The 21,743-nt window shown below is 71.2% G+C and carries 17 protein-coding genes; 12 read left to right on the forward strand and 5 right to left on the reverse strand.

Features of this window, described 5'->3' with window-relative positions; translation table 11 throughout:
• Positions 1–614: 614 nt before the first annotated feature.
• The 3 genes from ABZ783_RS34165 to ABZ783_RS34175 all read right to left on the reverse strand — a co-directional run bounded on the left by ABZ783_RS34165 (position 615) and on the right by ABZ783_RS34175 (position 3,910).
• Complete coding sequence (locus ABZ783_RS34165) at positions 615–1,778, reverse strand: DNA methyltransferase (RefSeq protein ID WP_357446181.1); 1,164 nt, start codon at positions 1,776–1,778, stop codon at positions 615–617.
• Positions 1,779–1,782: 4 nt separating this feature from the next.
• The gene (locus ABZ783_RS34170) at positions 1,783–2,676 is read right to left on the reverse strand and encodes a hypothetical protein (RefSeq protein ID WP_357446183.1); all 894 of its coding nucleotides are present in this window, start codon (positions 2,674–2,676) and stop codon (positions 1,783–1,785) included.
• Positions 2,677–3,040: 364 nt separating this feature from the next.
• Positions 3,041–3,910 carry a hypothetical protein gene (locus tag ABZ783_RS34175; protein WP_357446186.1) on the reverse strand — a complete coding sequence of 290 codons (870 nt, stop codon included), beginning with the start codon at positions 3,908–3,910 and terminating at the stop codon, positions 3,041–3,043.
• A gap of 1,080 nt (positions 3,911–4,990) precedes the next feature.
• Between ABZ783_RS34175 and ABZ783_RS34180 the strand changes: the two genes are divergently transcribed.
• The 6 genes from ABZ783_RS34180 (at position 4,991) to ABZ783_RS34205 (ending at position 12,750) form a co-directional block, all read left to right on the forward strand.
• Positions 4,991–5,365 (forward strand): pilin, encoded by a 375-nt coding sequence (locus ABZ783_RS34180; RefSeq protein ID WP_357446189.1) that lies wholly within the window; start codon positions 4,991–4,993, stop codon positions 5,363–5,365.
• 1 nt (position 5,366) lies between these two features.
• Complete coding sequence (locus ABZ783_RS34185; RefSeq protein ID WP_357446192.1) at positions 5,367–6,284, forward strand: hypothetical protein; 918 nt, start codon at positions 5,367–5,369, stop codon at positions 6,282–6,284.
• Positions 6,281–7,249 (forward strand): PrgI family protein, encoded by a 969-nt coding sequence (locus ABZ783_RS34190; protein WP_357446195.1) that lies wholly within the window; start codon positions 6,281–6,283, stop codon positions 7,247–7,249. The genes ABZ783_RS34185 and ABZ783_RS34190 overlap by 4 nt, the downstream gene beginning before the upstream one ends.
• Entirely contained in the window at positions 7,246–9,036 is a 1,791-nt protein-coding gene (locus ABZ783_RS34195) for a DUF87 domain-containing protein (RefSeq protein WP_357446198.1), read from the forward strand. Before ABZ783_RS34190 ends, ABZ783_RS34195 begins: the two co-directional genes overlap by 4 nt.
• 38 nt (positions 9,037–9,074) lie before the next feature.
• On the forward strand, positions 9,075–11,573 hold the full coding sequence (locus ABZ783_RS34200; protein WP_357446285.1) for a DUF87 domain-containing protein: 2,499 nt from the start codon (positions 9,075–9,077) through the stop codon (positions 11,571–11,573).
• A gap of 268 nt (positions 11,574–11,841) precedes the next feature.
• A complete protein-coding gene (locus ABZ783_RS34205; RefSeq protein ID WP_357446201.1) occupies positions 11,842–12,750 on the forward strand; it encodes a replication-relaxation family protein in 909 nt (302 codons plus the stop codon).
• Between the two features lie 339 nt (positions 12,751–13,089).
• On the opposite strand, the gene ABZ783_RS34210 is transcribed toward ABZ783_RS34205, so the two are convergent.
• Positions 13,090–13,599 carry a hypothetical protein gene (locus ABZ783_RS34210; RefSeq protein WP_357446204.1) on the reverse strand — a complete coding sequence of 170 codons (510 nt, stop codon included), beginning with the start codon at positions 13,597–13,599 and terminating at the stop codon, positions 13,090–13,092.
• 709 nt (positions 13,600–14,308) lie between these two features.
• Positions 14,309–15,268, reverse strand: a complete 960-nt coding sequence (locus tag ABZ783_RS34215; RefSeq protein WP_357446207.1) for an SdrD B-like domain-containing protein — start codon at positions 15,266–15,268, stop codon at positions 14,309–14,311.
• 860 nt (positions 15,269–16,128) lie between these two features.
• On the opposite strand from ABZ783_RS34215, the gene ABZ783_RS34220 reads away from it, so the two are divergent.
• The 6 genes from ABZ783_RS34220 to ABZ783_RS34245 all read left to right on the forward strand — a co-directional run bounded on the left by ABZ783_RS34220 (position 16,129) and on the right by ABZ783_RS34245 (position 21,670).
• A complete protein-coding gene (locus tag ABZ783_RS34220; protein ID WP_357446210.1) occupies positions 16,129–16,773 on the forward strand; it encodes a hypothetical protein in 645 nt (214 codons plus the stop codon).
• A gap of 624 nt (positions 16,774–17,397) precedes the next feature.
• Positions 17,398–18,297 carry a MarR family winged helix-turn-helix transcriptional regulator gene (locus ABZ783_RS34225; RefSeq protein ID WP_357446213.1) on the forward strand — a complete coding sequence of 300 codons (900 nt, stop codon included), beginning with the start codon at positions 17,398–17,400 and terminating at the stop codon, positions 18,295–18,297.
• An 89-nt stretch (positions 18,298–18,386) separates the two neighbouring features.
• Positions 18,387–19,025, forward strand: a complete 639-nt coding sequence (locus ABZ783_RS34230; RefSeq protein WP_357446216.1) for a GGDEF domain-containing protein — start codon at positions 18,387–18,389, stop codon at positions 19,023–19,025.
• Between the two features lie 80 nt (positions 19,026–19,105).
• Positions 19,106–19,948: a hypothetical protein gene (locus ABZ783_RS34235; RefSeq protein WP_357446219.1), complete on the forward strand. Its 843-nt coding sequence runs from the start codon at positions 19,106–19,108 to the stop codon at positions 19,946–19,948.
• Positions 19,949–20,039: 91 nt separating this feature from the next.
• Positions 20,040–20,567 (forward strand): hypothetical protein, encoded by a 528-nt coding sequence (locus tag ABZ783_RS34240; RefSeq protein ID WP_357446222.1) that lies wholly within the window; start codon positions 20,040–20,042, stop codon positions 20,565–20,567.
• Positions 20,564–21,670 carry a C40 family peptidase gene (locus ABZ783_RS34245; RefSeq protein ID WP_357446225.1) on the forward strand — a complete coding sequence of 369 codons (1,107 nt, stop codon included), beginning with the start codon at positions 20,564–20,566 and terminating at the stop codon, positions 21,668–21,670. Before ABZ783_RS34240 ends, ABZ783_RS34245 begins: the two co-directional genes overlap by 4 nt.
• Positions 21,671–21,743: the final 73 nt, after the last annotated feature.

Consider the following 21,743-nt stretch of genomic DNA (forward strand, 5'->3'; position numbering starts at 1 on the left):
AACGTGGCCACCAAGGCCACCACCAGCCCCCCGATCAGGAAGCCCCGCGATCGTCTCTTCACCATCACCCTCCGGTCCATCAGAGACACGACGAGCGAAGGCTAAAGGTCATCAATATACGCAGCGATATACGTCAGATACATTCCGTGCCTAACCTGGGGTTGCGAAGCGAGACCCCTGCGCTACATCAAGGCCAAGACGGGCGGCGACGCCGGTAGTATGCTTCGCCGTCCAGGCACTGCCGACGCACAGCGCAACCCGCCGCCACGAACCCCTCGATACGCAGACCCCCGATCGGGAGCACCGGCGCTGCCGTGCCCGGTCGCTCCGCTCTTCGAGGGCAGGTGGCGCGACAGATCCTTCAGCCGCAGCGACGCGGTCGCCGTTGCCCCCGGGCTCCGACGCGGCGAGCTGCGCTGTCAGGGCCCGTTCTCGTCGTCGTCGAGAAGGTACTGATGGGTGATGGTGGGCCTGGGCTCGGCGCATGAACCGACATACGATCCTGCTCGCGGCAGCATCAAGATCAAGGGGAAGCTCCTCTGTCCCATCGACCTCGACGAGCATCAGGCGCCCGTCGACCGGGCCGCCCAGCAACCACGCGTCTCTCGCCGGCATCACATCGTCCCTCGGCACCGGGGATCGCGGCCAGCCGCGCCGCGATCGCTGCGCTGAGTCCCGTCAGCCGAGCGATGGGGCCCGCTGACGACTGCTCGGTACGGCGTTCCGATCCCCTGCCGCGCCTTTCCTTGACGAAACCCATTAGGAACACCCCCCGGCACACCAGTCCAGAACTTGGCGCCCACGGGGTGGTCGTCAGTCATCGGCCGAAGTACCCGGAAGATCAACACATCTTCGTGTGTGATCAGGTGCAGTGGGGTGCCGGCGGTGCGGGCCTTACGCACGGCTTGGAGTTGGAAGAACGACGGGCGGGCGACGAGTCGCCCGTCGCGGACGGCGGCAAGGAGTGCGACGCACCGCTCGGTCGGGATGAGGCCCGCGCGGATGCCGGCGGCGATGACCGCGCTGGGCAGGTCGACGAGCTGCCCGTTCTTGCGCCAGGGGCGGGCGGTGACCACGACGGTGCCGCCGGGGCGCAGCAGGGTCGCGCAGCCGGACAGGATCTGCTCGAACCCGTCGGTGAGGCCGGTGAGGTCACGGTAGGCGAGGTTTCCTTTGTCGGTGCCGTCGTTGTAGGCGTTGTCGAACTTCGCCACCCCGTCGGCGCCGGGGCGGACGAGGCCGTGAACGGTGGGCCCGTACGGCGGTGAGGTGACGACGAGGGCGACCTGCCCGGTGAGGGCGGCGGGCAGCAGCGATCGCAGGCGGGTGGCGTCGCCTCGGACCACGGAGGCCCGTCCGCCGGCGCCCTGCTGCTGTGCGTGGGTGATGTTGGCGTCGGCGATGTTCGACCATCGCGGCTCGTACTCCACCCCGATCGCGTCGCGGCCCGCGTGGATCGCTTCGACAAGGGTGGTGCCGATCCCGCACATCGGATCGAGGACCAGGTCCCCGGGCTGGGTGTAGGCGGCGATGGCGTGGGCGGCGATCGCGGGCAGCATCCGGGCTGGGTGCTTGACCGACTCGGGCACGTACCGGCCGCGGCGCTGCACCGGTCCGGTCTGTTGGGCGGTCGCCCACACCGATAGGCCCTGGGGCCCGCCCGGCGTGCGGTGGCGTCCGTCGGTGTCGCGGTGGCGGCCCTCGTAGAGGCGGTGCTGGCCGCGGTGGGTGTCCTCGGCCGGGGTGGCCGGCTGGTTCGGGTCGGCGGGGAAGGGCATGTGCTCAACCACGGCGACCGCCCCCCGAGCGCGGGTTCCGTTGGGGAGCCGGCGCCTGGTGATTGCTGAACACCAGCAGGTCCGCGTGCACCCGCAGGTGCGCCGCCGCCGACGGCTGCTCGGCCTGCGTGGCGAGGGCGAGGAGTTCCTCGTCGGTGACGTGGTAGACGAACGCGTCTCCGCACGCGTCGGCGGTGACGGCGACGATGTGCTGCAGGTAGCCCAGCCTGACGCCTGCGGCCGCCCGCACGACGGGTGTGAAGTCCTCCGGGGCGGCGGGGCTGGCGGGGGCGGTGACGACGAGGATCAGGCAGCCGCCGGGGCGCAGCAGCCGCGCGCACGCGGTCAACAGCCATGCCAGTCGGATGCGGTTGGTCGCGTCGGTGGTGTCGAGGGGCCAGCAGGCCACGACCAGGCTGGTCGCCTCTGCCAGGGACGCGCTGTCGGGCGCAGGGATAGCCGGGTTGCTGGACGGGGGCAGGTCGGCGTCGGTGAGGTCGTCACCGAACCAGGCGGCCGTGTCCGGCAGGTCGCTGTCGTCGGGCGGGGCGGCCGGGTCGGTGGGGGTTGGCGGGGTCGCTGGGCCAATGATCAGGCTGGATGCGTCGGTGAACCAGCTGGGGTGGTGCCGGCGGCCGCCTGTGGCGCAGGCGGTGGTGAGGGCGTGGTCTCTGGTGAGGTCGACGACCGCGTCTCCGGGGTGGCTGTAGGCGGCCACGAGCCGGTAGGCCAGCCGGGCCCCGATCGCGCGGCCGGTATCGGGTTCGGTGTGGGCGGTGCGCCACAGGGTGACCGGGACGGGCGGGTCACCGGCCACCAGGTCGATGAGGGCCGGGTCGACATCGGGGTCGACGGGGTGGGCGGGGTCATGGTGGTGCTGCGGCGTGTGCTCGCTCATCTGGATGTCGGCTCCGCGCCGCGCGGGTAGTGCGCTGACACCCCCAAACCGGCGGTTGTGTGCTCTGGCGAACGCCCCCGGTTCTCACAGCGGCTCGCAAGCGCTCACGGTGGGGCGTTCGTGGCACTCACATCGCAGGTCGGCGGCGGTATAGCCGTACTGAACGGAGGTGAGGGGGTCGCGGGGGGCTCGTCTTCTGGTTCCAGCGGCGTGCGCCCGCTCACCCCGGCCTGGGCGAGGCGGGGTTTGTCGTTCGGTTCCTGCTCTGCGGAGACATACGGCGGCGCCCTCACCTGAAATGGTGAGGGCGCCTCCAGGTGTTGCGGGTTCGCGTCGGCCAGGCATGGCCGTGGCAGTGAGCGCCTCAGGCGGCTGCCGCGGCTTCAGACACGGGTTGTGGTCGGCCGGTGGTGGCCCGGCCGGCGCGAGTGGCTGCTCGGTGTTCGGCTTGAGCCGTGAGGGTTGCGGCGGCGTGCGGGGAGGCGATGCCGGTGAGCAGGCCCTTGTGCAGTGCGTCGGCGATGCGGGTGTCGATGCGGCCCAGACGCATGCGTAGGGCGTCGACGGTGATGCCGAGTGCGGCGGCGATCGGCTCGATCGCCCGGCGCCCGAGCCGCACGTCGATGTAGGGCTGTTCGTCTTCTGGGTCGAGGATGCCCAGGCCGACGGCGCGGCGCACGAGCACGTCGGGGTGTCCGTAGGGCACCTTGGGGGTGTGGGGGCCGGGCAGGTCGTCGACGTCGGCGATCGAGGTGTACTCGCCGATCTGTAGGCGGAGCCGGTGCCCGGCGCGCCAGGCAGCCCGGCACAGCGCCGCGTACGGGGCGTCCTGGGTCAGGTCGACGCGGTCGCGCAGGGCGGTGAGGAATCCGGTGAGGATCTCGGCGTCGATGTCGTCGGGGTCGCCGTCGTAGCCGGTGCACAACTGGCCGGCGTAGCGGCGCAGGGCGGGCATGGCCATCCCGACTGCGGCGATCACCCACGCCGGCCCGTCCAGGCGGGCACGGCGGACCAGTTCCCGCCACACGCTGTCACGTTGCGCGTATGCCTGAGGGTGACGCAGGAGCCAGTCGCGCAGCGCCGGCAGTGTCATGACATCCGACCCATCTGCGTTGGGCACGCCGCAGGTGTCTAGGTCGAGCGTCAGAGGTGCTGGCTCGCCGGTCAGCGCGGTGAAGGCGGCGTCGGCGGCGGCGAGCGGCGAGGTTGGCCAGTCGTTGGCGGACACGCTCATGTCACAACTCCCCGTGTCAGAGGTGATCGTCGATTGACAGGGCCGCGATGCCATGGCTGCGCGGCGGCACCGATTGGGCCACGGCGGTCACACAACTCCTCACAGCGCAGGCCACGGCCCTGGGGCGGCGCCGGCACTGGTGACACTGCCTGTGACTGGCAACCCATGACATCGACTCACGCCGTTGACATTCGGATTTGTCAGCGTCGTTGAGCTGGGCTGCGATACAGGCCCGGCACTGATGCCACCAGTCGCCGAGGGCAACGCCGTCGACAGCCGAATGGAGCACTACGGCGATGCCATCGGCCGGACGTGACACTCACCGCCGCCCACGGCCGCTCACAACGACTCACATCCCGGTACCGGTGACATCGGTCGGACGGCGCCAATGTCACCGCTGCCGGATCTCGCGCAGGCGGCATCGGCGTCAGCGCCACCAGGACGTTACAAAGCCGGTCGGACACCGCGACCGAGTGTCATGTCAGCGGCAGGGCGACAGGAGCAGCGGTGACATCGGTGGCGATTGTCGCAGAACGTTTCGTCCGCGCAGCTTCATCGACGCTTATCGCTGGCTTGGGCGGCCTGTCAGTGGTGCTTCGTGTCTGACAGCCGCGCCTGACACCGTCACGACTCGACCAGATGTCGCACGTCGGTCACCCTTGGCCGACATCCGCCTTCACCCCGGTCCGAGCGGAGCCCAACCGGTTCGAGATGTTGTGCGTTGCTGTGTGCCGCTGTGAGTGGCGGTGAGAGCCGGGGGCGTTCGCCAGAGCACACAACCGGCGGTTTGGGGGTGCGGGACTTCTCGTCGCCCTCCACGGGTGGCGTGGAGCCCGCCCGCCGCCGGGTCCGCACCCGGTCGGGTCGCCCGCCGTGCCGGCCGCCTCGGGTGCCGCGCAGTGCTTGGTGCGCTGACACCTCATCGAACACCCGCTACCCGACAAGGGAGGAAGGGCTCCTCCCGGGGACGGTCTGGTTCGTGGCGCGTCCCGTCCGCGGGCCCGGCGGCGGTTTTCCGTGACCGTCCGCTAGCACCCCGCCGCGTCCCCGGACGTCGGCGGGGCCGGAGGTGAAAGAGTCATGTTCCGCATTCCGGCACGTCTTCGTGCCCTCACCCGCTCCCGTACCGTCCGCCGCGCCGCCGTCACCGGCGTGGTGGTGTTGTTGTTGTCGGTGCCGACCGCCGCGCACGCCGCCCCCGTGGATCCCAAGGACGGTGGTCCGTATCCGCTGCCGGTCGTGATCGGCAACCTGCAGACCTGGGTGATGGGCATCCTCGCCGCGCTCGCCACTCTGTTCCTTGTCCTCGCCGGGGTCTATTGGGCCACTGCCGGCGGCGACCCCGCCCAGGTCGATAAGGCCAAGGCCGCGTTGAAGAACGCCTTGATCGGTTACGGCCTCGCCGTTCTCGCGCCGATCCTGCTGCAGGTCGTCCGCGGAATCGTCGGAGGCTGACATGGGTTGGCTGCTCGACCAGATCCTGGACTGGCTGGCGGCGGCGATCCTCGCGACGTTGGACGCGCTGTTCGAGGTGATCACCGGCGTGCTGCTGGTCACCCCGAACGTCACGGACTTGCCTCAGGTGCAGGCCCTGACCGGCCGTTCCGTCCTCGTCGTCGACACCGTCTTCGTCCTGGCCTTTGTCACCGCCGGCGTGCTCACCATGACCGCCGGCGGCAGTGAGACCACCCGCTACACCGTCAAGGACCTACTCCCCCGGCTGATCGTCGGGTTCGTCACCGCGCACTTCTCACAGCTGTGGTGCGGCATGCTCATCGACCTGGCCAACGCCCTGACCGGCGCGCTCACCACGCCGGTGGGGGACAGCGACGGTGCCCTGCGGGCGATCAAGACACACATCGCCGCCGGGCAGGACAAGACGGCTGTGCTGCTGTTCGTGATCTGCGTGGCGATCATCGCCGTCCTGCTCGCCGGCACCGCGTTCAGCGTGATCGTCCGTTTCGCCGTCGTGCTCGTCCTCACCGCCGCCGCACCTCTCGCCCTGGCCTGTCACGCCCTGCCGCACACCGACCCGCTGGCGCGCCTGTGGTGGCGCTCCTACACCGGTGTGCTCGCGGTGCCCGTGGTGCAGGGCTTCACCCTCTACGCCGGGCAGTGGATGCTCACCGACCCCAACCATCTGCTGCCCGTTCTCGGCCTGCCGGCCGAACCCGGCGCAGTGATCAACCTGTTCGTCGTGATCGTCATGCTGTGGACGACGCTGCGGGTACCCACCCTCATGCGGCGTTACGTGGCCACCGGCAGCGGCCGCGGGGTGAACATGCTCGGCGCGGCGGTGCGGGTGATCGTCGTGCAGCAGGTCACCCGCTCGGTCCCCGGCCTCGGCCGGGCGGTGAAGGCGGTGGGCCGATGAGCGCCCACGACTCCACCGAGGCGGGGCGGGCGCGGATGCCCGGCGACGTCGACGCCCCCGACAAGGTCCTCTACGGGCTGACGTTCCGGCAGCTGGCGATCCTCGCCGTCGCCGCCCTGGCCTTCTACGGCGCTTGGCGGGCCCTGCATCAGGTCGTGCCCGCGCCGGTGCTCGTCGGCGCCGCCGTCGTCATCGGCGGCCTCGTCTTCGGCGTCGCTGTCGGCCGCCGCGACGGTCTGCCGCTGGACGTGTGGCTGCTCGCCGCCGTCCGTCACGTGCGGGCTCCGCGCGCGCTATCGACAACTGACACGACGTCGAAGACACCGGACTGGGTGCAGGCGCCGACGACGAAGGTGATGGTGCCGGCGCCGCTGAAGCTGCCCGCCGACGCCATCGACGACGGAGGGGAAATCCGACTCGGCGCCGCGCGAGCGGCGATGGTCGCTACGACGAACGTCAACCTCGCGCTGCGCACCGGCGATGAGCAGGCGGCCCTTGTCGACACCTTCGGCCGCTGGCTCAACAGCCTGTCGACCCCGACGCAAATCGTGGTATCGGCGCAGCCGGTGGACCTGCACTCGGCCGCCCGAATCCTCGCCCAAGCAGCCGTGCGGCTGCCGCACCCGGCGCTGACCGACGCGGCCAGCGACCACGCCCGCTTCCTCGACGATCTCGCGGCGCGCAAGGATCCGCTGCGCCGGCAGGTCCTCATCGTCACCCGCACGAGCGCCGGTGAGCGCGGCGAGCACGCGGCTCGACGGCGCGCCGACGACACGGTCCGTGCCCTGTCCGGACTGGGCGTCACCACCCGCGCCCTCGACGGTGCGGCGGTCACCGCGGCGCTCGCCGCAGCCGCCGACCCCTACCGGCCGCCCCGTCCTGGCGGCCTCGCGGCCCCCGACGCCGTCATCACCTCAACCACAGCCCATCAGCGTCGCCGGCAGGGAAGGAGCCGACCTACATGAAGCTGCGTCATCGATCCCAGCCTGCCGGCGGTGGCTGTCAGGCGGACGGGCTGGCGGCTGCCGTCGCCCCCGCCGCCGTCGAGGTCACCCCGCGGTTCCTGCGGGTCGGGGACGGCTACGCCGCCACCCTCGTGGTGACCGGCTACCCGGCCGAGGTTGGACCGGCCTGGCTCGAACCCCTGTTGTCTTGGCCGGGCCGGCTCGACCTTGCCCTGCACATCGATCCGCTGCCCGCCCCGGTCGCCGCAGCCCGGCTGCGTAATCAGCGGGCCCGCTTTGAGTCGTCCCGGCGGGCGGACGCGGGGCGGGGCAAGCTGCCTGACCCGTCCGTGGAGGCTGCCGCCGACGACGCCGCGGACCTCGCCCAGCGGTTGGCGCGTGGTGCGGCGAAGCTGTTCCGCGTCGGCCTCTACCTGACCGTGCACGCCCGTACCGAAGACGAACTCCGCGAGGCGTGCGCGCAGGTGAAGGCCGCTGCCGCGTCCACGCTGATCGAGGTGCAGCCCGCCACGTGGCGGCACCTGGCCGGGTGGACCACCACCCTGCCGCTTGCCACGGACTCCCTGCAGATGCGCCGCACGATGGACACCGCCGCCCTCGCTGCCGCGTTCCCCCTCGCCAGCGCAGATCTGCCCGCGCCGCTGCCTGGCGACCCACCCGCCGACGGCGGGGTGCTCTACGGCGTGAACCCCGATTCCAGCGGGATCGTGTGGTGGGACCGCTGGGCACAGGAGAACCACAACAGCGTGGTCCTGGCCCGCTCCGGCGCCGGGAAGTCGTACTTCGTGAAGCTGGAGATCCTGCGCAACCTCTACCAGCAGGTCCAGGTTGCCGTCATCGACCCCGAAGACGAATACCTCCGCCTGGCCGACGCGGTCGGCGGAGCTGTGGTCCGCCTCGGCATGACCGGCGTGAAGGTCAACCCCCTCGACCTGCCGGCAGGTGACTCCCGCCCGGACGTGCTCACCCGCCGGGGCCTGTTCCTGCACACCCTCATCGCGGTGCTGCTCGGGCAACAGCCGCCACCGGCGGAGCGGGCGGCCCTGGACCGGGCGATCCTGGCCGTCTACCGGGCCGCGGGCATCACCCCGGACCCGGCCACCCACCACCGGCCCGCCCCGCTCCTGCGCGACCTCGCCGACTGCCTGCACGCCGATCCCGATCCCGCCGCCGGCCAGCTCGCCGCCCGCCTCGCCCCCTGGGTGGAAGGTTCCTTCTCGGATCTGTTCGACGGGCCCACCACCACCCGCCCCGACGGGCATCTCGTGGTGTGGTCGCTGCGGCACCTGCCCGAGGAGCTCCGCGGCGTCGGCACCCTCCTTGCCCTCGACGCGATCTGGCGGCAGGTCGACGCTCCCGACCGTATGGCCGCGCGGCGGCTCGTCGTGGTGGACGAGGCGTGGCTGCTCATGCGCGACGGCGAAGGTGCCCGGTTCCTGTTCCGCATGTCGAAGGCCGCCCGCAAACGAAACGCGGGCCTGACCGTCATTACCCAGGACGTCGCCGACCTCCTCGGCACCGACCTCGGCCAAGCCGTCGTCGCCAACGCCGCCACCCAAGTCCTGCTCAAGCAAGCCCCCCAGGCCATCGACGTCATCGGCGACGCCTTCGGGCTCACCGCCGGCGAACGTCGACTGCTCCTCGCCGCACGGGTCGGCACCGGCCTGCTGATCTCTGGCACCAACCGGACCAGCTTCGAAGCGATCGCCTCCCATGCCGAGGACCTGCGGTGCACCACGACCCCGGGCGAGGTGGCCGACCTCGACGACGAAGGAGACGGCCTGTGACACCACCCCTCATCAGCGACCTGCTCTCACCTGCGCCGATGCCCAGCCCGTCCGCGCCGGGCACTGACGTCCTCCCGCCCCCGGCCGGGCCGGCGCGGTGGCTGCTCGACGCCGCCGGCTGGGCGGCGCAGCGGCCCTGGCTGCTCGCCATCGCCGCAGCCGCACTCGTCGCCTACATCGCCGGCCGCAACCTCCTGCAGCTGTGGCGGCACCACCGGCACGCCCACGGCGCCCGTCTCGTCACGATCGCCCCACCACCTGCAGTTGACCCTCACAGCGCGTCCGCGCTGTGGGCCAACCTCGCCGGCACCCTCACCCCGTCCCGGCGCTTCCGGTGGCTCTACGGCAGCCCCCACGTCGCCTGGCAATACACCTGGACCGGTCGGCGACTGCTCATCTCCGTGTGGGTGCCCGGCACCGTCCCACCCCGTGCCGTCGAAGCCGCCGTCCGCGCCGCCTGGCCCGGCGCCGCCTGCACCACCGACGACACCCCCGCCCCGCCCATCCCGCTCGACGCGACAACGGTGGTGGGCGGATATCTGCTGCCCACCGCCGCCGAATGGCTGCCCCTGGCGACTGACCACAACAACGACCCGCTGCGCGCGCTCATCTCGGCCGGCTCCCAACTGCGGGCCGACGAGCACGCCTGCGTGCAGGTCCTCGCCCGCCCCGCCGCACCCCGCCGTGCCTTGCGCGCCCGACGCATCGCCGGCAGGTTGCGCGACGGCAAGACTGCCGTACCCGCCGTCAACCCGGCCGCGCCGCTGCTGTGGCTCGTGGAGGCATTCCTACCCGGCCGCGCCGCCAGCGCCCGCCGGCCGTGGCCGACGGGCCGCCGCGACCCGGGAGTGGAACGCGACGTGCGTGCCATCCTCGACAAGACCTCCCATCCTCTGTGGGAGATCGCCATTCGATACGCGGTCGGCAAGGACAGTCGACGCGCCGGCACCGATCAGCGGCCGCGGTTGAGGGGCATCGCCGACACCATCGCCTCATCGTTCGCCGTGTACTCGGGCCGCAATCGGCTTACTCCACGGGCGCGGATGCCCGCCGCCGCCGCGGTCCTCGCGCAGCGGCGCCTCGGTGCCGGGTTCCTCACCTCCACGCCCGAGCTGGCCGCGCTCGCCGCGCTGCCCCAAGATCTGGCCGTCCCGGGTCTGGACCGGGCGCGGGCGAAGTCCATGCCCGTACCGGTCGCTGTCCCGACCGGTGGGCGCGGCGTCAAGGTCCTCGGCACCGCCGAGGTCGGCGGCCACGGCGTGGCCCTGTCCGTGCCGGATGCGAGGTATCACCTGCACGTGATCGGATCCACCGGCAGCGGGAAGACGACGCTGCTGGTCAACATGGCGGTCGACGACATCACCGCCGGCCGCGGCACTGTCGTCATCGACCCGCACGGCGACTTGGTCCTGGACATCCTCGACCGGCTTCCTGTCTCTGTCGCGGACCGTCTCGTCATCTTCGACCCGGACCAGCCGAATCCGCCGACCATCAACCCTCTCGCCGGTGACGACCCCGACCTGGTCGTGGACAATCTCGTGTCGATCTTCGGGAACATCTTCGCCAAGGCGTGGGGCCCCAGGATGGACGACGTGATGCGGGTGGCCTGCCTGACCCTGCTACGTCACGCCAACGTCACCCTGCAACACATCCCGCCCTTGTTGAACTCGGCGCAGTTCCGGTCGGCGATGACCGTCGACCTGGACGACCCGGCCGGCCTGTCCGGGTTCTGGCAGTGGTACGACGACCTCAACCCTGCTCTGCGCTCGCAGGTCATCGGCCCCGTCCTCGCCCGCCTCCGCGCGTTTCTCCTGCGCGACTTCGTCAAGCGCACCATGCGGTACCCGCGCTCGAGCTTCGACATGGGCAAGGTCCTCGACGGCGGCGCGCTGCTCGTGCGCATCCCGAAAGGCCAGCTGGGGGAGGACACCAGCAAGCTGCTCGGCTCCCTGGTCCTGGCGCAGGTGTGGCAGGCCGCCACCGCCCGCGCCCGCATCGCCCCCGACAAACGCCGAGACGCCACGTTGATCATCGACGAGGCCCAGAACTTCCTCACCCTCGCCAACAGCCTCGACACGATGCTCGCCGAGGCCCGCAAGTACCGGCTGTCCCTCGTCCTCAGCCATCAGGACCTCGCCCAGTTCCCGAAAGACCTCCTCGCCGCCGCCTCGGCGAACGCCCGCAACAAGGTCTACTTCACGTGCGCGCCCGAGGACGCCCGCGTCCTCGCCCGCCACACCCTGCCCGAGCTCGACGAACACGACCTGACCCACCTCGACGCCTACACCACCGCGACGCGTCTCGTCGCCGACGGCCGCCAAACACCGCCATTCACCATGAAGACGCGCCCGCCGAAACCGGTGGTCGGCGCGGCGACCGCGATCCGGCAGACCGCCGCCGAAGCCATCAAACCCCAGGACACCAGCGCCATCGACGCCCTCGTCGACAGGTTCTCCCGCCCAGACAAGAGCGACCGGCCCACCGGAGCGGACACTCGCGACGCCAGACGGAGCAATCTTCCATCCCGCCCCGCCTGACCGCCAACCACCGGGTGGCCGACACCGTCGCCGTCAGCGGCGGCGGGGGCTGATCCGGCGGCGTGCGTGGGCTTTCCATGACGCCTTCCGCGGCGGCTTCACCACGCCTTCACCACCTCTCACCACATCCGGCCCCGCACCGCAGCCCTGCGTGGCTGTCAGCGCAGCACACCGCCCGTGAGGACCTCCGCTGAACGGCGGTGACATTTCCAGACTCCCTCCCCATAGGAGGGAGTCTCTCTACGTCTACTCCCTGAGGAGATCCCTCGTGCCCCGCGAATCCACCAACCCCGAGTCCCGCCCGTCCCGCTCCCCCTCCAGCAAACTGCAGCGGCTGACCCACCTGCGCCGGCTGACCCTGCGCGACCGTCAACTCCTAGCCTGGCTCGCCGAGCACTATGTGCTGTCCACCGCCCAGATCGCCACGGCCCTGTTCCCGTCACCGCGCTCCGCGCGGCTGCGCCTGGCCGCCCTGCACCGCATCGACGCCGTGCACCGCTTCGTCGACATCACCACCGGCGACGGCCAACACCTCTACACCCTCGGCCCCCTCGGCATGCTCGTACACCCCACCACCTACACCGACCCCGAACACCCTGATGCCCGGCCGCCGCGCTCCAGCATCGAACGCACCGAACGCATCATCGGCAGCCCCCGCCTGCGGCACCTACTCGGCACCAACCAACTCTTCATCGACCTGCACGCCTACACCCGCACCGACCCCAACACGAAGCTGGCACGGTGGTGGTCCGAGCAGCACGCCACCACCGCCTACACCCTCGCCGGCATCCGCCCCGACGGCCACGGCATCTGGTCCGCGGCCGGCCGCACCGTCGGGTTCTTCCTCGAGCACGACAACGGCACCGAACCCCTCGCCAGGGTGCTGCGCAAGCTGCGCGGCTACGAACGCCTCGCCGAATTCGGCCCCCGCTACCCCGTCCTTCTACGGGTGCCGACCCGGCGCCGCGAAGCCCACCTCCTCGACGCCCTCGCTGGCGTCCCGACCGTCATGCCCGTCGCCACCGGCCTGCACCACGAGCACCCCGCCGGCCCCGCCTGGACCCTCGCCGCCCAGCCCGGCCCGCGCCGGTGGCTGCACGAACTGCCCTCCGATCACGGCCCCCGCAACACCGCCACGAACCCACACCGATACACCGGCCCCGACGGCGACCTCTGACACCCAGATCCCCGCTCACATCGCAGGACAGGGGTCAGAGTTCAGCCGGCGTTGACATCGGGCATCCCGGGAAGCGAATCGGCAGGATCCCGGAAGTGCGCTCTCGGGCAGGACGACCAGTCGCCCGGTGAGGGCCAGCAACAACGCCGCTCCTCGGCGTGGTCGGCCTCACACGACGAGCCGACACCGCACGACCAGCGGCAGATCAGTGCGCCGTGGCGGGACATGAGCCGTCGATCGAGTGGATGGTTTCTCAGCGGTGGTCGATGCTGACCTCTCGGAGAGGAGGGCAGGTCAATCCCTTACGCCGGCCGTCGAGGTCCGATGTTGGCTGGCTGGTCAGGCTGGCGGATCATCTCGAAAGAGATGCTCTTTCACACCTCGCCCGCCCCAGCGGGTTGCAACGAGTTCGGGGCGAGGGCGGGTCGGCTTGGGCACCCAGCCGCGTTGTCTAGTGTCGGGCGCAGGGCTGTCCCAGTCGGCGATCAGCGCAAAAGGATCCGTGGCGCGATCAGGCTCATCGTCACACGGCTCCCGGACGACCATCGCTGGGTAAAAGCGCGTCTCCTGAGCCACCCTGCAGTCATCCGTCCGGGAGGCGACCAAGGCACCGCAGCCTTCGCAAGCCACACACGGGGTCCACCCCACCACGGACCAGCAGCCCGTTCGAACAAGGTCATGGACGAAGCGTGTCCCGCGTACGTCGCCGGGTGAGAGGACGAAGGTGCCGACGACCTGATCACGGCCATACGCGGCCTCGTCGATCGCATAGGTGCCGGGGTCGAGGAGCGGCGGGTTCACGTGATGGCAATCCAGGAGCGACCAGTGCAGCCCCTCCGGCAGCTCCACCAACCGGACCGGGACGCTCAGCGTGTTCCCGCAGCTCGCACACCGAAAGCCCTCCACTACGGCATTGTGACATTCGGGCCAGGCGAAGGCATCCGAGAATATGAGGGAGCAGGCGTTCGCGTGACGGACCATCTCGAAGTGCTCGCCTTCGTGAATGCACTCATCTCGGCATGTCCGGGAGCTGGGCGGCCCGACTCGTCGTGACGTTCCGCAGCGCGCTGATCACGGCATGAGCGTAAACCTGATCTCGTCGGTGGAATTGACTCGACGGCGGTCTCCCAAGACTCTGCCCTGATAGTGGCGGGCGCGCCGGTGCAGCCGGATCGGTCGCTCTCGTTGCTCGTCGACCGTGCGGTACCTGCTCGGTATGCGCACCGAGTACTTCGTTGCCGATCGGAGGGGCGCTGACCGCGATGGAAAGGTGGACGCCGCCGGGCCGAAAACTTCACTATGCGAACCTCCCCGACCAGGGCAACGTTCAACGCCACAGACCCCACAGAAGATCCCGAAGTCGAGGATGTTCGAGTGGCCGACGAGGACCATGAACGTGAACACCCGACGGAGCGCGCGCTCAAGGCGTTGTCGCGGCCGGAAGCGCGGCGCCGAGGCTCCCGCGGGGTGTTGGGGCCTCGGCGCCCTTCGCCTTGCTCGACATAGCGGGGGACGCTACAGCCTGCGGGTGTTCGGCCGCTGGAGCGATCTCGGTCGATCAGGCCTGCAGGTGTACGCGGCGGCGCCGTGCGACGAGCGCCAGCGCGATGCCGACCGCGACGGCGACCGCACCCGCGCCGACGAGCAGCATGGTGTTGCCGCCGGTGACCGGCAGGCCCGGGCCGGCGCTCGACGACGCCGACGCCGACGGCGAGACGCTGCTCGACGACGCCGACGCCGACGCCGACGGCGAGACGCTCGGCGAGCTCACGGCGACCTTCTTCGCCGGCACGAAGATGCGCGGCTCGTCGCTGTCGTCGGCGCTGACCTGCGCCGGAGTGTGGTCGTCCTCGCCGTTCTCGCCGGCCAGGATCTTCCAGCCTGCCGGGGCGGTGAAGGTCAGCAGGACATCGCCGGCTGGGAGGTGGGCGAGACGGAACAGGCCGTTGGTGTCCGTGATGGCCTCGGCGTACTTCGTCTTGCCGTCGGCACTGGTGGCGACGACCTTGACACCCGGGACGCCGGGCGTCTGGGGCGTCCACTCGGCGTCATAGGACTCACCCTGGAAGACGTAGCCGCCGAGATCGTCGAAGGCGCCCGCCACCAGCAGCCGCACGCTGGTGGTGTTGTCGGCGTCGTTGGCCTCGCCGTTGTCGGCGGTAAGCTCGAAGGCGACGTATCCGTGGCCGTACTGCCACGCCACGTGGTTGGTCTTGCCGGTGAGCTGAACGGTCTTGGTGGCGCCGGCGGCGAGGTCGAAGCCGGTCGACAGCTCACCGTAGACGACGCCGTCGACGCCCTCGCTGTCGCCGCCGGTGTAGTGCACGTGCTTGGCGTCGACGGAGCTCTTGTTCTTCACCGTAACCGTGATGGTGAAGGTCTCGCCCTCGGCGTAGTTGGCCTTGTCGGCGGCGGAGGTCACCGCGATATCCGGCTTGGCGTCGGCGGCCAGGGCGGCCGTTGCCGGGAGGGCGGCCACGAGCACGCCCGCGAGGGCGGCGGCGGCAAGTGCGCGCATGGAGGTCTCCGTAAGGGGGACGGGAATCAGCGCGATGCTAGCGGCTGGGCGAGTCGCTCCGCTATCCCACGAGCGAGAACCGTGATCGGAAAGGTATCCGATCACGGTTAGCTTGATGATCGAGTGCACGCTCATCGACAGAAGCGGATGCGCCATACGGTCGATGCCGGCTCGCTGGTAACGGAACGTCACGATGACCGCCGCCTGTTCCTGTGGGCGGTTGAAGGCTCGGACGCACGATGTACCTGGCTGTGCACGTTGACGCCTACGCCGACACTTGCTGACTGTCACACCGCAAGATCGGCTGTGAGTGGATCGACCACTCACAGCGCGAACCGCCTCAGCCGTCCGACAGCGGCTGTTGATCTCTCACGGCGCAGGTCAACCGCCCTCCTGTCGCTGTTGCCGGTGGGATGCGCTGTGAGTGGCAGCCGCTACCTTTCCGGCAACACCACACCCCAGATATCGCTCCACCCCGGTTCGGTCCCACCTCAGGGATCCCCCGCCGCACCCCAGCGGTACGCGACGCCCACCCGCTTCGGCCGGTCGGCACGCGGCCCGCGCGGCGGCCCCTCGAGGTCGCACCAGCCACCCGCACCACCTCTCCCCTTTCCGCCTTGATCCGACCCACGCACCCGGTGGGCCGGTCATTCCTACGCGCCCGCGTGCACCCATCGAAGGAGGACAGCCGTATGTCCACTGTCAACGGCACCCCGCTGACCCGCCACGGCAGCCGTGTGCCAGCCATCCAGGCACGACCGGTCTCGGTGACGGCGCCGCCCGTACCCGCGCCTCGCCCAGGCCCTGCCCGGGCCGCCACCAATGCGCGACCAGTCACGCCGGCCCCGACGATCGCCACGATGGTCATCTGCCTACCCGACGCGCTGCCTGCCGAGGCACTCACCAGCTCCCAGCTCGACACCCACTTCGGTGTTACCGGCACTCTCGCGCCCCTGTTCTGGGCGGTCGCGCAGCTGCGCGTGTGGCAGCGCCAGCAGATGATCGGGCTGCGCAAGGGCAGGCCCGCGCCGTGCGCAGGCGGCCCGGTGCGGCTGCTCGACCTGCACGGACTGCGGCACGCCGCCGCTGTCGGCGCCGGGATCCGCTACCAGATCTGGCAGCAGGTCGTGCACGGCACGAAACCGGCCACCCCGTGGCCGGTTTTCGAAACCCGCCACCTCGCCGACCCCTACCGCTACCCCCTCGACACGGCTATCGCGGACTTCCACGCCCAACCCCGCGTCCACGCCATGCGCCTGCACGCCGCCACCGCTCCCGGCCAGCCCGGCGTCGGCGAGCTGGAGATGTACCAGGCGGGCCAGATCGCCTACCAGCATTACCGCGCCGCCAGCACCATCGCCGGCGACGCGATGCTCACCGCCGACGGCCGCAAACTCGCCCCGGCCAGCGACGCCCTCGCCCACCGCATCACTTACCTCGAGCAGGCCCTGGCCCACCTCGACACCCTCGAACCCGATCAACGGCTACTCGCCGTCGCTCTATAGCCCCATCGCCCCCCGGCGTCGAGCGAACCGGAATCCGCTGCGGGCCCAACCCCAGCTGTGGGGCACCAGCGATCGGTCCATGCCGCGTCAACCTGAGGCGCCGGCTTTCCTCTTGGGCCGTCGACGCACCGCAGCTGCCCCAACGGCCAGCTGCCGCACCGCCTCACACAGCGGCGGTCAGTGCTCTACAGGCCGGGTGCTCCGGGCCAGGGGCGCCCTCTCCCGCCTGGCCTGTACAGGCCGCCGTGTTCCTCTTTCAGCCCGCTTCATCGGCAGGAGGTTCCTCCCCCACGGTGTCGGCATCGAAGACGTGCTGCCCCGTGCGGAGTACGCCATGGCCTGGCCGGCCCACCACCTCAACGGGGCGCAAGTCCCCGCGGCCGAGCGCAGCGAGCCGGCCCCGGCTGGCATCTCCCGCCGACGTCGCGTCCTCGTTCTAACCGCACCCAGCCGGCGCCCGCCGGCCGATCACTCATTCCTTCCCACGCACGCCACGCCCCCGGCTGGCGGCCGACCGCGGCGCGGATCTCGAGGGGATGTCCCGAGATCTGGTCATCGCACTTGATCAGCGGCGCGATCGAAGCGTGGATCACTGCTGACCTCCACACCAGAAAGGACGTGCCCATGACGGATGCAACGGAGCCCGTGCCGGCGCACACGATGTTCACGGTGCTCGCCGCGCTCAGCGAGCTCGGCGAGGCCACGGCCATGGCCGTGGCCGAGCACGCCGGGCTCGGCTATTCCACGGCGACGGCGAAGCTGCGCGCTTGGGAGAAGACCGGGCAGGCCGAGCGGTTCCGCAGCGACGACAACCGCGCCATGTGGCGGTTGACCGACATCGGCCGCACCACCACCGGCACACCACCCTCCACCCAGGGGGCGGCTGACACGCCACCCGACGGGACCGCTGTCGCCACCTCGGACACCGCCACCCCGACCGATCCCCTCGGCGCCGACAGGCCTGAACGGGACGGCGAACCCCCTGTACCGGCAGCCCCGGACACGGACAGTGCGTCCCCGGCCCTGGCTTCCACCGGCGGCGCGCCTGCTCCCCTGGACACGGTCACGTATCCCAGTAGCGGCGACGAGCAGCCGTCCTCGGGAGAGGCGGGCCACGACCGTCAGCAGTCCGACGCCGCCCCCGACGGCGCCGACGCCGACGCCGACGCCGAGGCCGAGGCCGAGGCCGGGGGCGAGGCCGAGGCCGGGGGCGAGGCCGAGGCCGGGGGCGAGGCCGAGGCCGACACGCATGGGCAGGCAGCCGCGACGGGGAACAGCCGCCGGGTGAAGGGTTCCCTGCGGGGTGCGGTACTGGACATCCTCGAAGGCCACCCCGACCGGCAGTACAAGACCAGTGAGCTGTGCAAGCTCATCGACGCCGCGAACGCCGGCAGCGGCGCGAGGAAAGCCAGCCAGGGCGCGGTGTACAACGCGGCGATCAAGCTGGTCGCCGCCGGCACGGCCGTGCAGACCGTCGAACGCCCGGCCACCTTTCAACTCGCCCCCGCCGCCGGCGGCCGGTAGTCCCACTCGTCAGGTAGCCCGAGGGCGGGCGTCGAAGTTTGCGGCCTCACGCCCGCCCCCGGTGCTCCTTCCTGCAAAGGAGCAACTCAGTGTCTCCCATCCTGCAAGGAATCGTCACCACCGTCGGCGGGATCCTCGCCGGCTTCGCCCTCGCCAGCGCCCTCCTGTGGCGTCAACAGCAAGCCCTCGAAGTCGCGCGCTACCAGGCCACCCACGACGAGATCACCGGGCTGCCCAACCGGCGGCTGTTCCTCACCCGACTGCGCGCCGCCCTCGCCGACCGGGCGGCGGTCGGGGTGGTGCTGCTCGACCTCGACGGGTTCAAGACCGTCAACGACACCCTCGGCCACGACACCGGCAACATGCTGCTCGCCCACGTCGGCCGCCTCCTCGCCGCCCTTGACGTACCGGTGGAGATGGCCGCGCGGCTGTCCGGCGACGAGTTCGCCCTCCTCGTGCGCGGCGACCACGAGGACGTGGCCGCTGCCGCCCGCGCCGCATGGCAGGCCATCGGCGCCGCCCCCTTCCCGCTCGACAGCGGCGAGGTCAGTGTCAGCGGCTCCGTCGGCTACACCCACAACCCCGCCTACCTATCCACCAACCCCCGTCAGCTGCTGGCCGAGGCGGACGCGGCGATGTACCACGCGAAACGTTCCGGCGCCGGTGTGCACGGCCACCGTCCCTTGGCCACCCCAGTGGGGCGCAGCCGCGACCGCCACCACCACTGACAGATCTGACTCCTTGAGGGCCCCGCAACCACCCAGTTGCGGGGCCCTCCCCCATTTCCGCCCTGACAAGGGAGATCCCTGTGCTGTCCTTCACCGCTGTCCACGCCCTGGCTGGTTGCCTCCTGGCGACCGACGTCGACGCCGAGCATCTGGGCTGGGGCCAGCTCCCGACGCTGCTGCTCATCCATACCCGGCCCCTGCACACGGCCTCGCCCGCGCACGCTTTGCGCAGCGTGGAATTCCCGCTGCGCCGCGGCGACCTGCTCGCTGATCCCGCTGGCCTGCCCGCTCTGCTGCACCGCCTCGCCGCGGGCTTGCGCCAGCGCCACGCGTCAACGCCCTACCAGGCCACCCTCGACACGATCGTCCGCCTCATCCGGGCGACCGAACCCGATGCGCGGCTGCTGGCCTGGGCCACCTGCTACTCCGACATCCGCACGATCGACGGCGGGCCACGGCAGGCCCGCCGCATCGATGCGGTCGACGCCGACGGCCGCCTCTATCAGCTCACCCATCCGCGCGGCGATGACCATCCGCTGCTGCTCATCGACGACATCCCCGACCCGGGCGACGTCCCCGCCACCTACCCGGGACTGACCGCTCTCCTCACCGCCACCGCCCAGCCGGCCAGCAGCAGCGGGGCGCGGGGGCATGGCATGACCGGCCGGCGACGGCGACCTGACGCCACCGACGAGGAGCCGATCTTCATCACGTGGGGGCCCGACGGGACGTCACTGCGCTGCCGGGTGTGCGGGGCCGTCGACGAGTTCGTCCAGGACGAGATGCCGTCCATGGCCGGCTTTGGCGAAGACACCTACATCCGCTGCAGCCGCTGCGGATCGGTCGAGACCAGCGACCCGATCTTCGGCTGGCGCGCCAAGCCCGCCCCCTGGCCGGCGCCCCCGCAACAGGACGAGCCGTGACCGTCCCAGCAGCCGCCGGCACGTCCAGCGTCTCGACCGCCGGCCGCGCATGCCTCCCATTCCCGCATCTGCTGCGAAGGAGACCTGCCCCGTGAGCACCCACTGCTTCATCGGCACCACCGATTCCGCGAAACCGCACCTCGTGCACGCCCGGTTCGTGCTCTTCGACGGCCACCCAGGCGTCGTCGTGCCCACCCTCGCCGCGATCTGGGTCGGCCACGCCCGCCGCGACGCCGAAGCGCTGAACACCGCGATCCTCGCCTCCGACTGGGAGTACCTCGACCCGGCTACCACCGCGGCTACCGGATCCGGGTTCGGCGGGCAGCGCCCGGTGCCCGGCGTCGGCATGACCCTCGCCAGCACCACCGACGGTGCCATCGAGGCGCCGGAACCGGTCACCGTGTTCCCGCTGTCCCAGGCCCGGCACCTCGACGCGGAGTGGATCTACCTGATCGACCCGCTCACCGCCACGGTCGCCGTGCACACCGACGACGGGCAGCACCTGGCCCGCTACCGGCTCGCCGGCTGCCTGTCCAAGTCACCGGATGCGACCTGCACCCCCGCGAGCCGCTCCCCCGCAGCGCGCTACGCCCCGCAGCCAGTGGCGGCCCCGCGGTGAGCGGGCGCGGTCTCGCCGCCATCGTCGCCGGGGTGCTCGCCGTGCTGATGCTGTGCGCAGGCGGGATCGGAATGCTGTTCACCGGCGGTGGCACCGCCTCGGCCGCCTGCGACGGCACTATCGGCCCGGACCGGCAGCCACTGCTGCCCACCGTCACCGTGCCCCCGCCCGCCGCCGACGTCGGAGGGTGGACCGGCGAGCAGGTCACCAACGCCACGGTGATCGTGTCCGTCGGCGTCGAGCTCAAGGTCCCGCCCCGAGGCTGGGTCATCGCCCTGGCCACCGCCATGCAGGAGTCCACCCTGCGCAACCTCCCCGGCGGGGACCGCGACTCGGTGGGGCTGTTCCAGCAGCGCCCGTCCCAAGGCTGGGGCACACCCGCCCAACTACAGGGCCCGCGCTACGCGGCCGGCAGGTTCTACCGGGCGTTGCTAGCCGTCGACGGTTGGCAGGCCATGCCGTTGACCGACGCCGCCCAAGCGGTGCAGCGCTCCGCCTACCCCGGCGCCTACGCGAAGTGGGAGGACGACGCGATCGCCCTGGTCCGCGTCCTTGCCGGCGGCACCCCCGCCGGGCCAGTCGCAGAGGGTCTGGAGCAGGCGATGAGCAACCCGCTGTGCCTGTTCGACGCAGGTGACGGCCAGGCCGGCGGTGAGCAGGTGCCGCTGCCGGCGGGGTTCACCCTGCCGGCGGGCACGCCGGGGCCGGTCGTGACGGCGATTGGCTGGGCCCTGGCGCAGCTCGGCAGCCCGTACACCTTTGGCGGGGACTGCACCGCACCGCACTCCGGCATCCCCGCCCGCCAATGCGACTGCTCGTCGCTGATGCAACAGGCCTACCGGGCCGCCGGCATCAGCCTGCCCCGCACCACCAGCGACCAGATCGACGCCGGCCGGCCGGTCACCGACTACCGGGACCTGCGGCCGGGGGACCTGCTGTTCATTCCCGGCAGCCGTGGCACCACCGCCAAGCCCGGGCACGTGGGCCTCTACCTCGGGCAAGGGCTGATCGTGCAGGCCCCGCACAGCGGCGACGTCGTCAAGATCAGCCGCCTGTCCGCGTGGGCCGCGCACCTCGCCGCCGCGCGCCGCGTCATCGGCTGAACCACCACATCCACAAACCGCGGATCCCGCCGGCGGGGCGGCCTTCTGGGCGCCGACCGCTGCGGATCCCCAT

The organism is Micromonospora sp. NPDC047738, from assembly GCF_040642675.1.
GTDB lineage: Bacteria > Actinomycetota > Actinomycetes > Mycobacteriales > Micromonosporaceae > Micromonospora.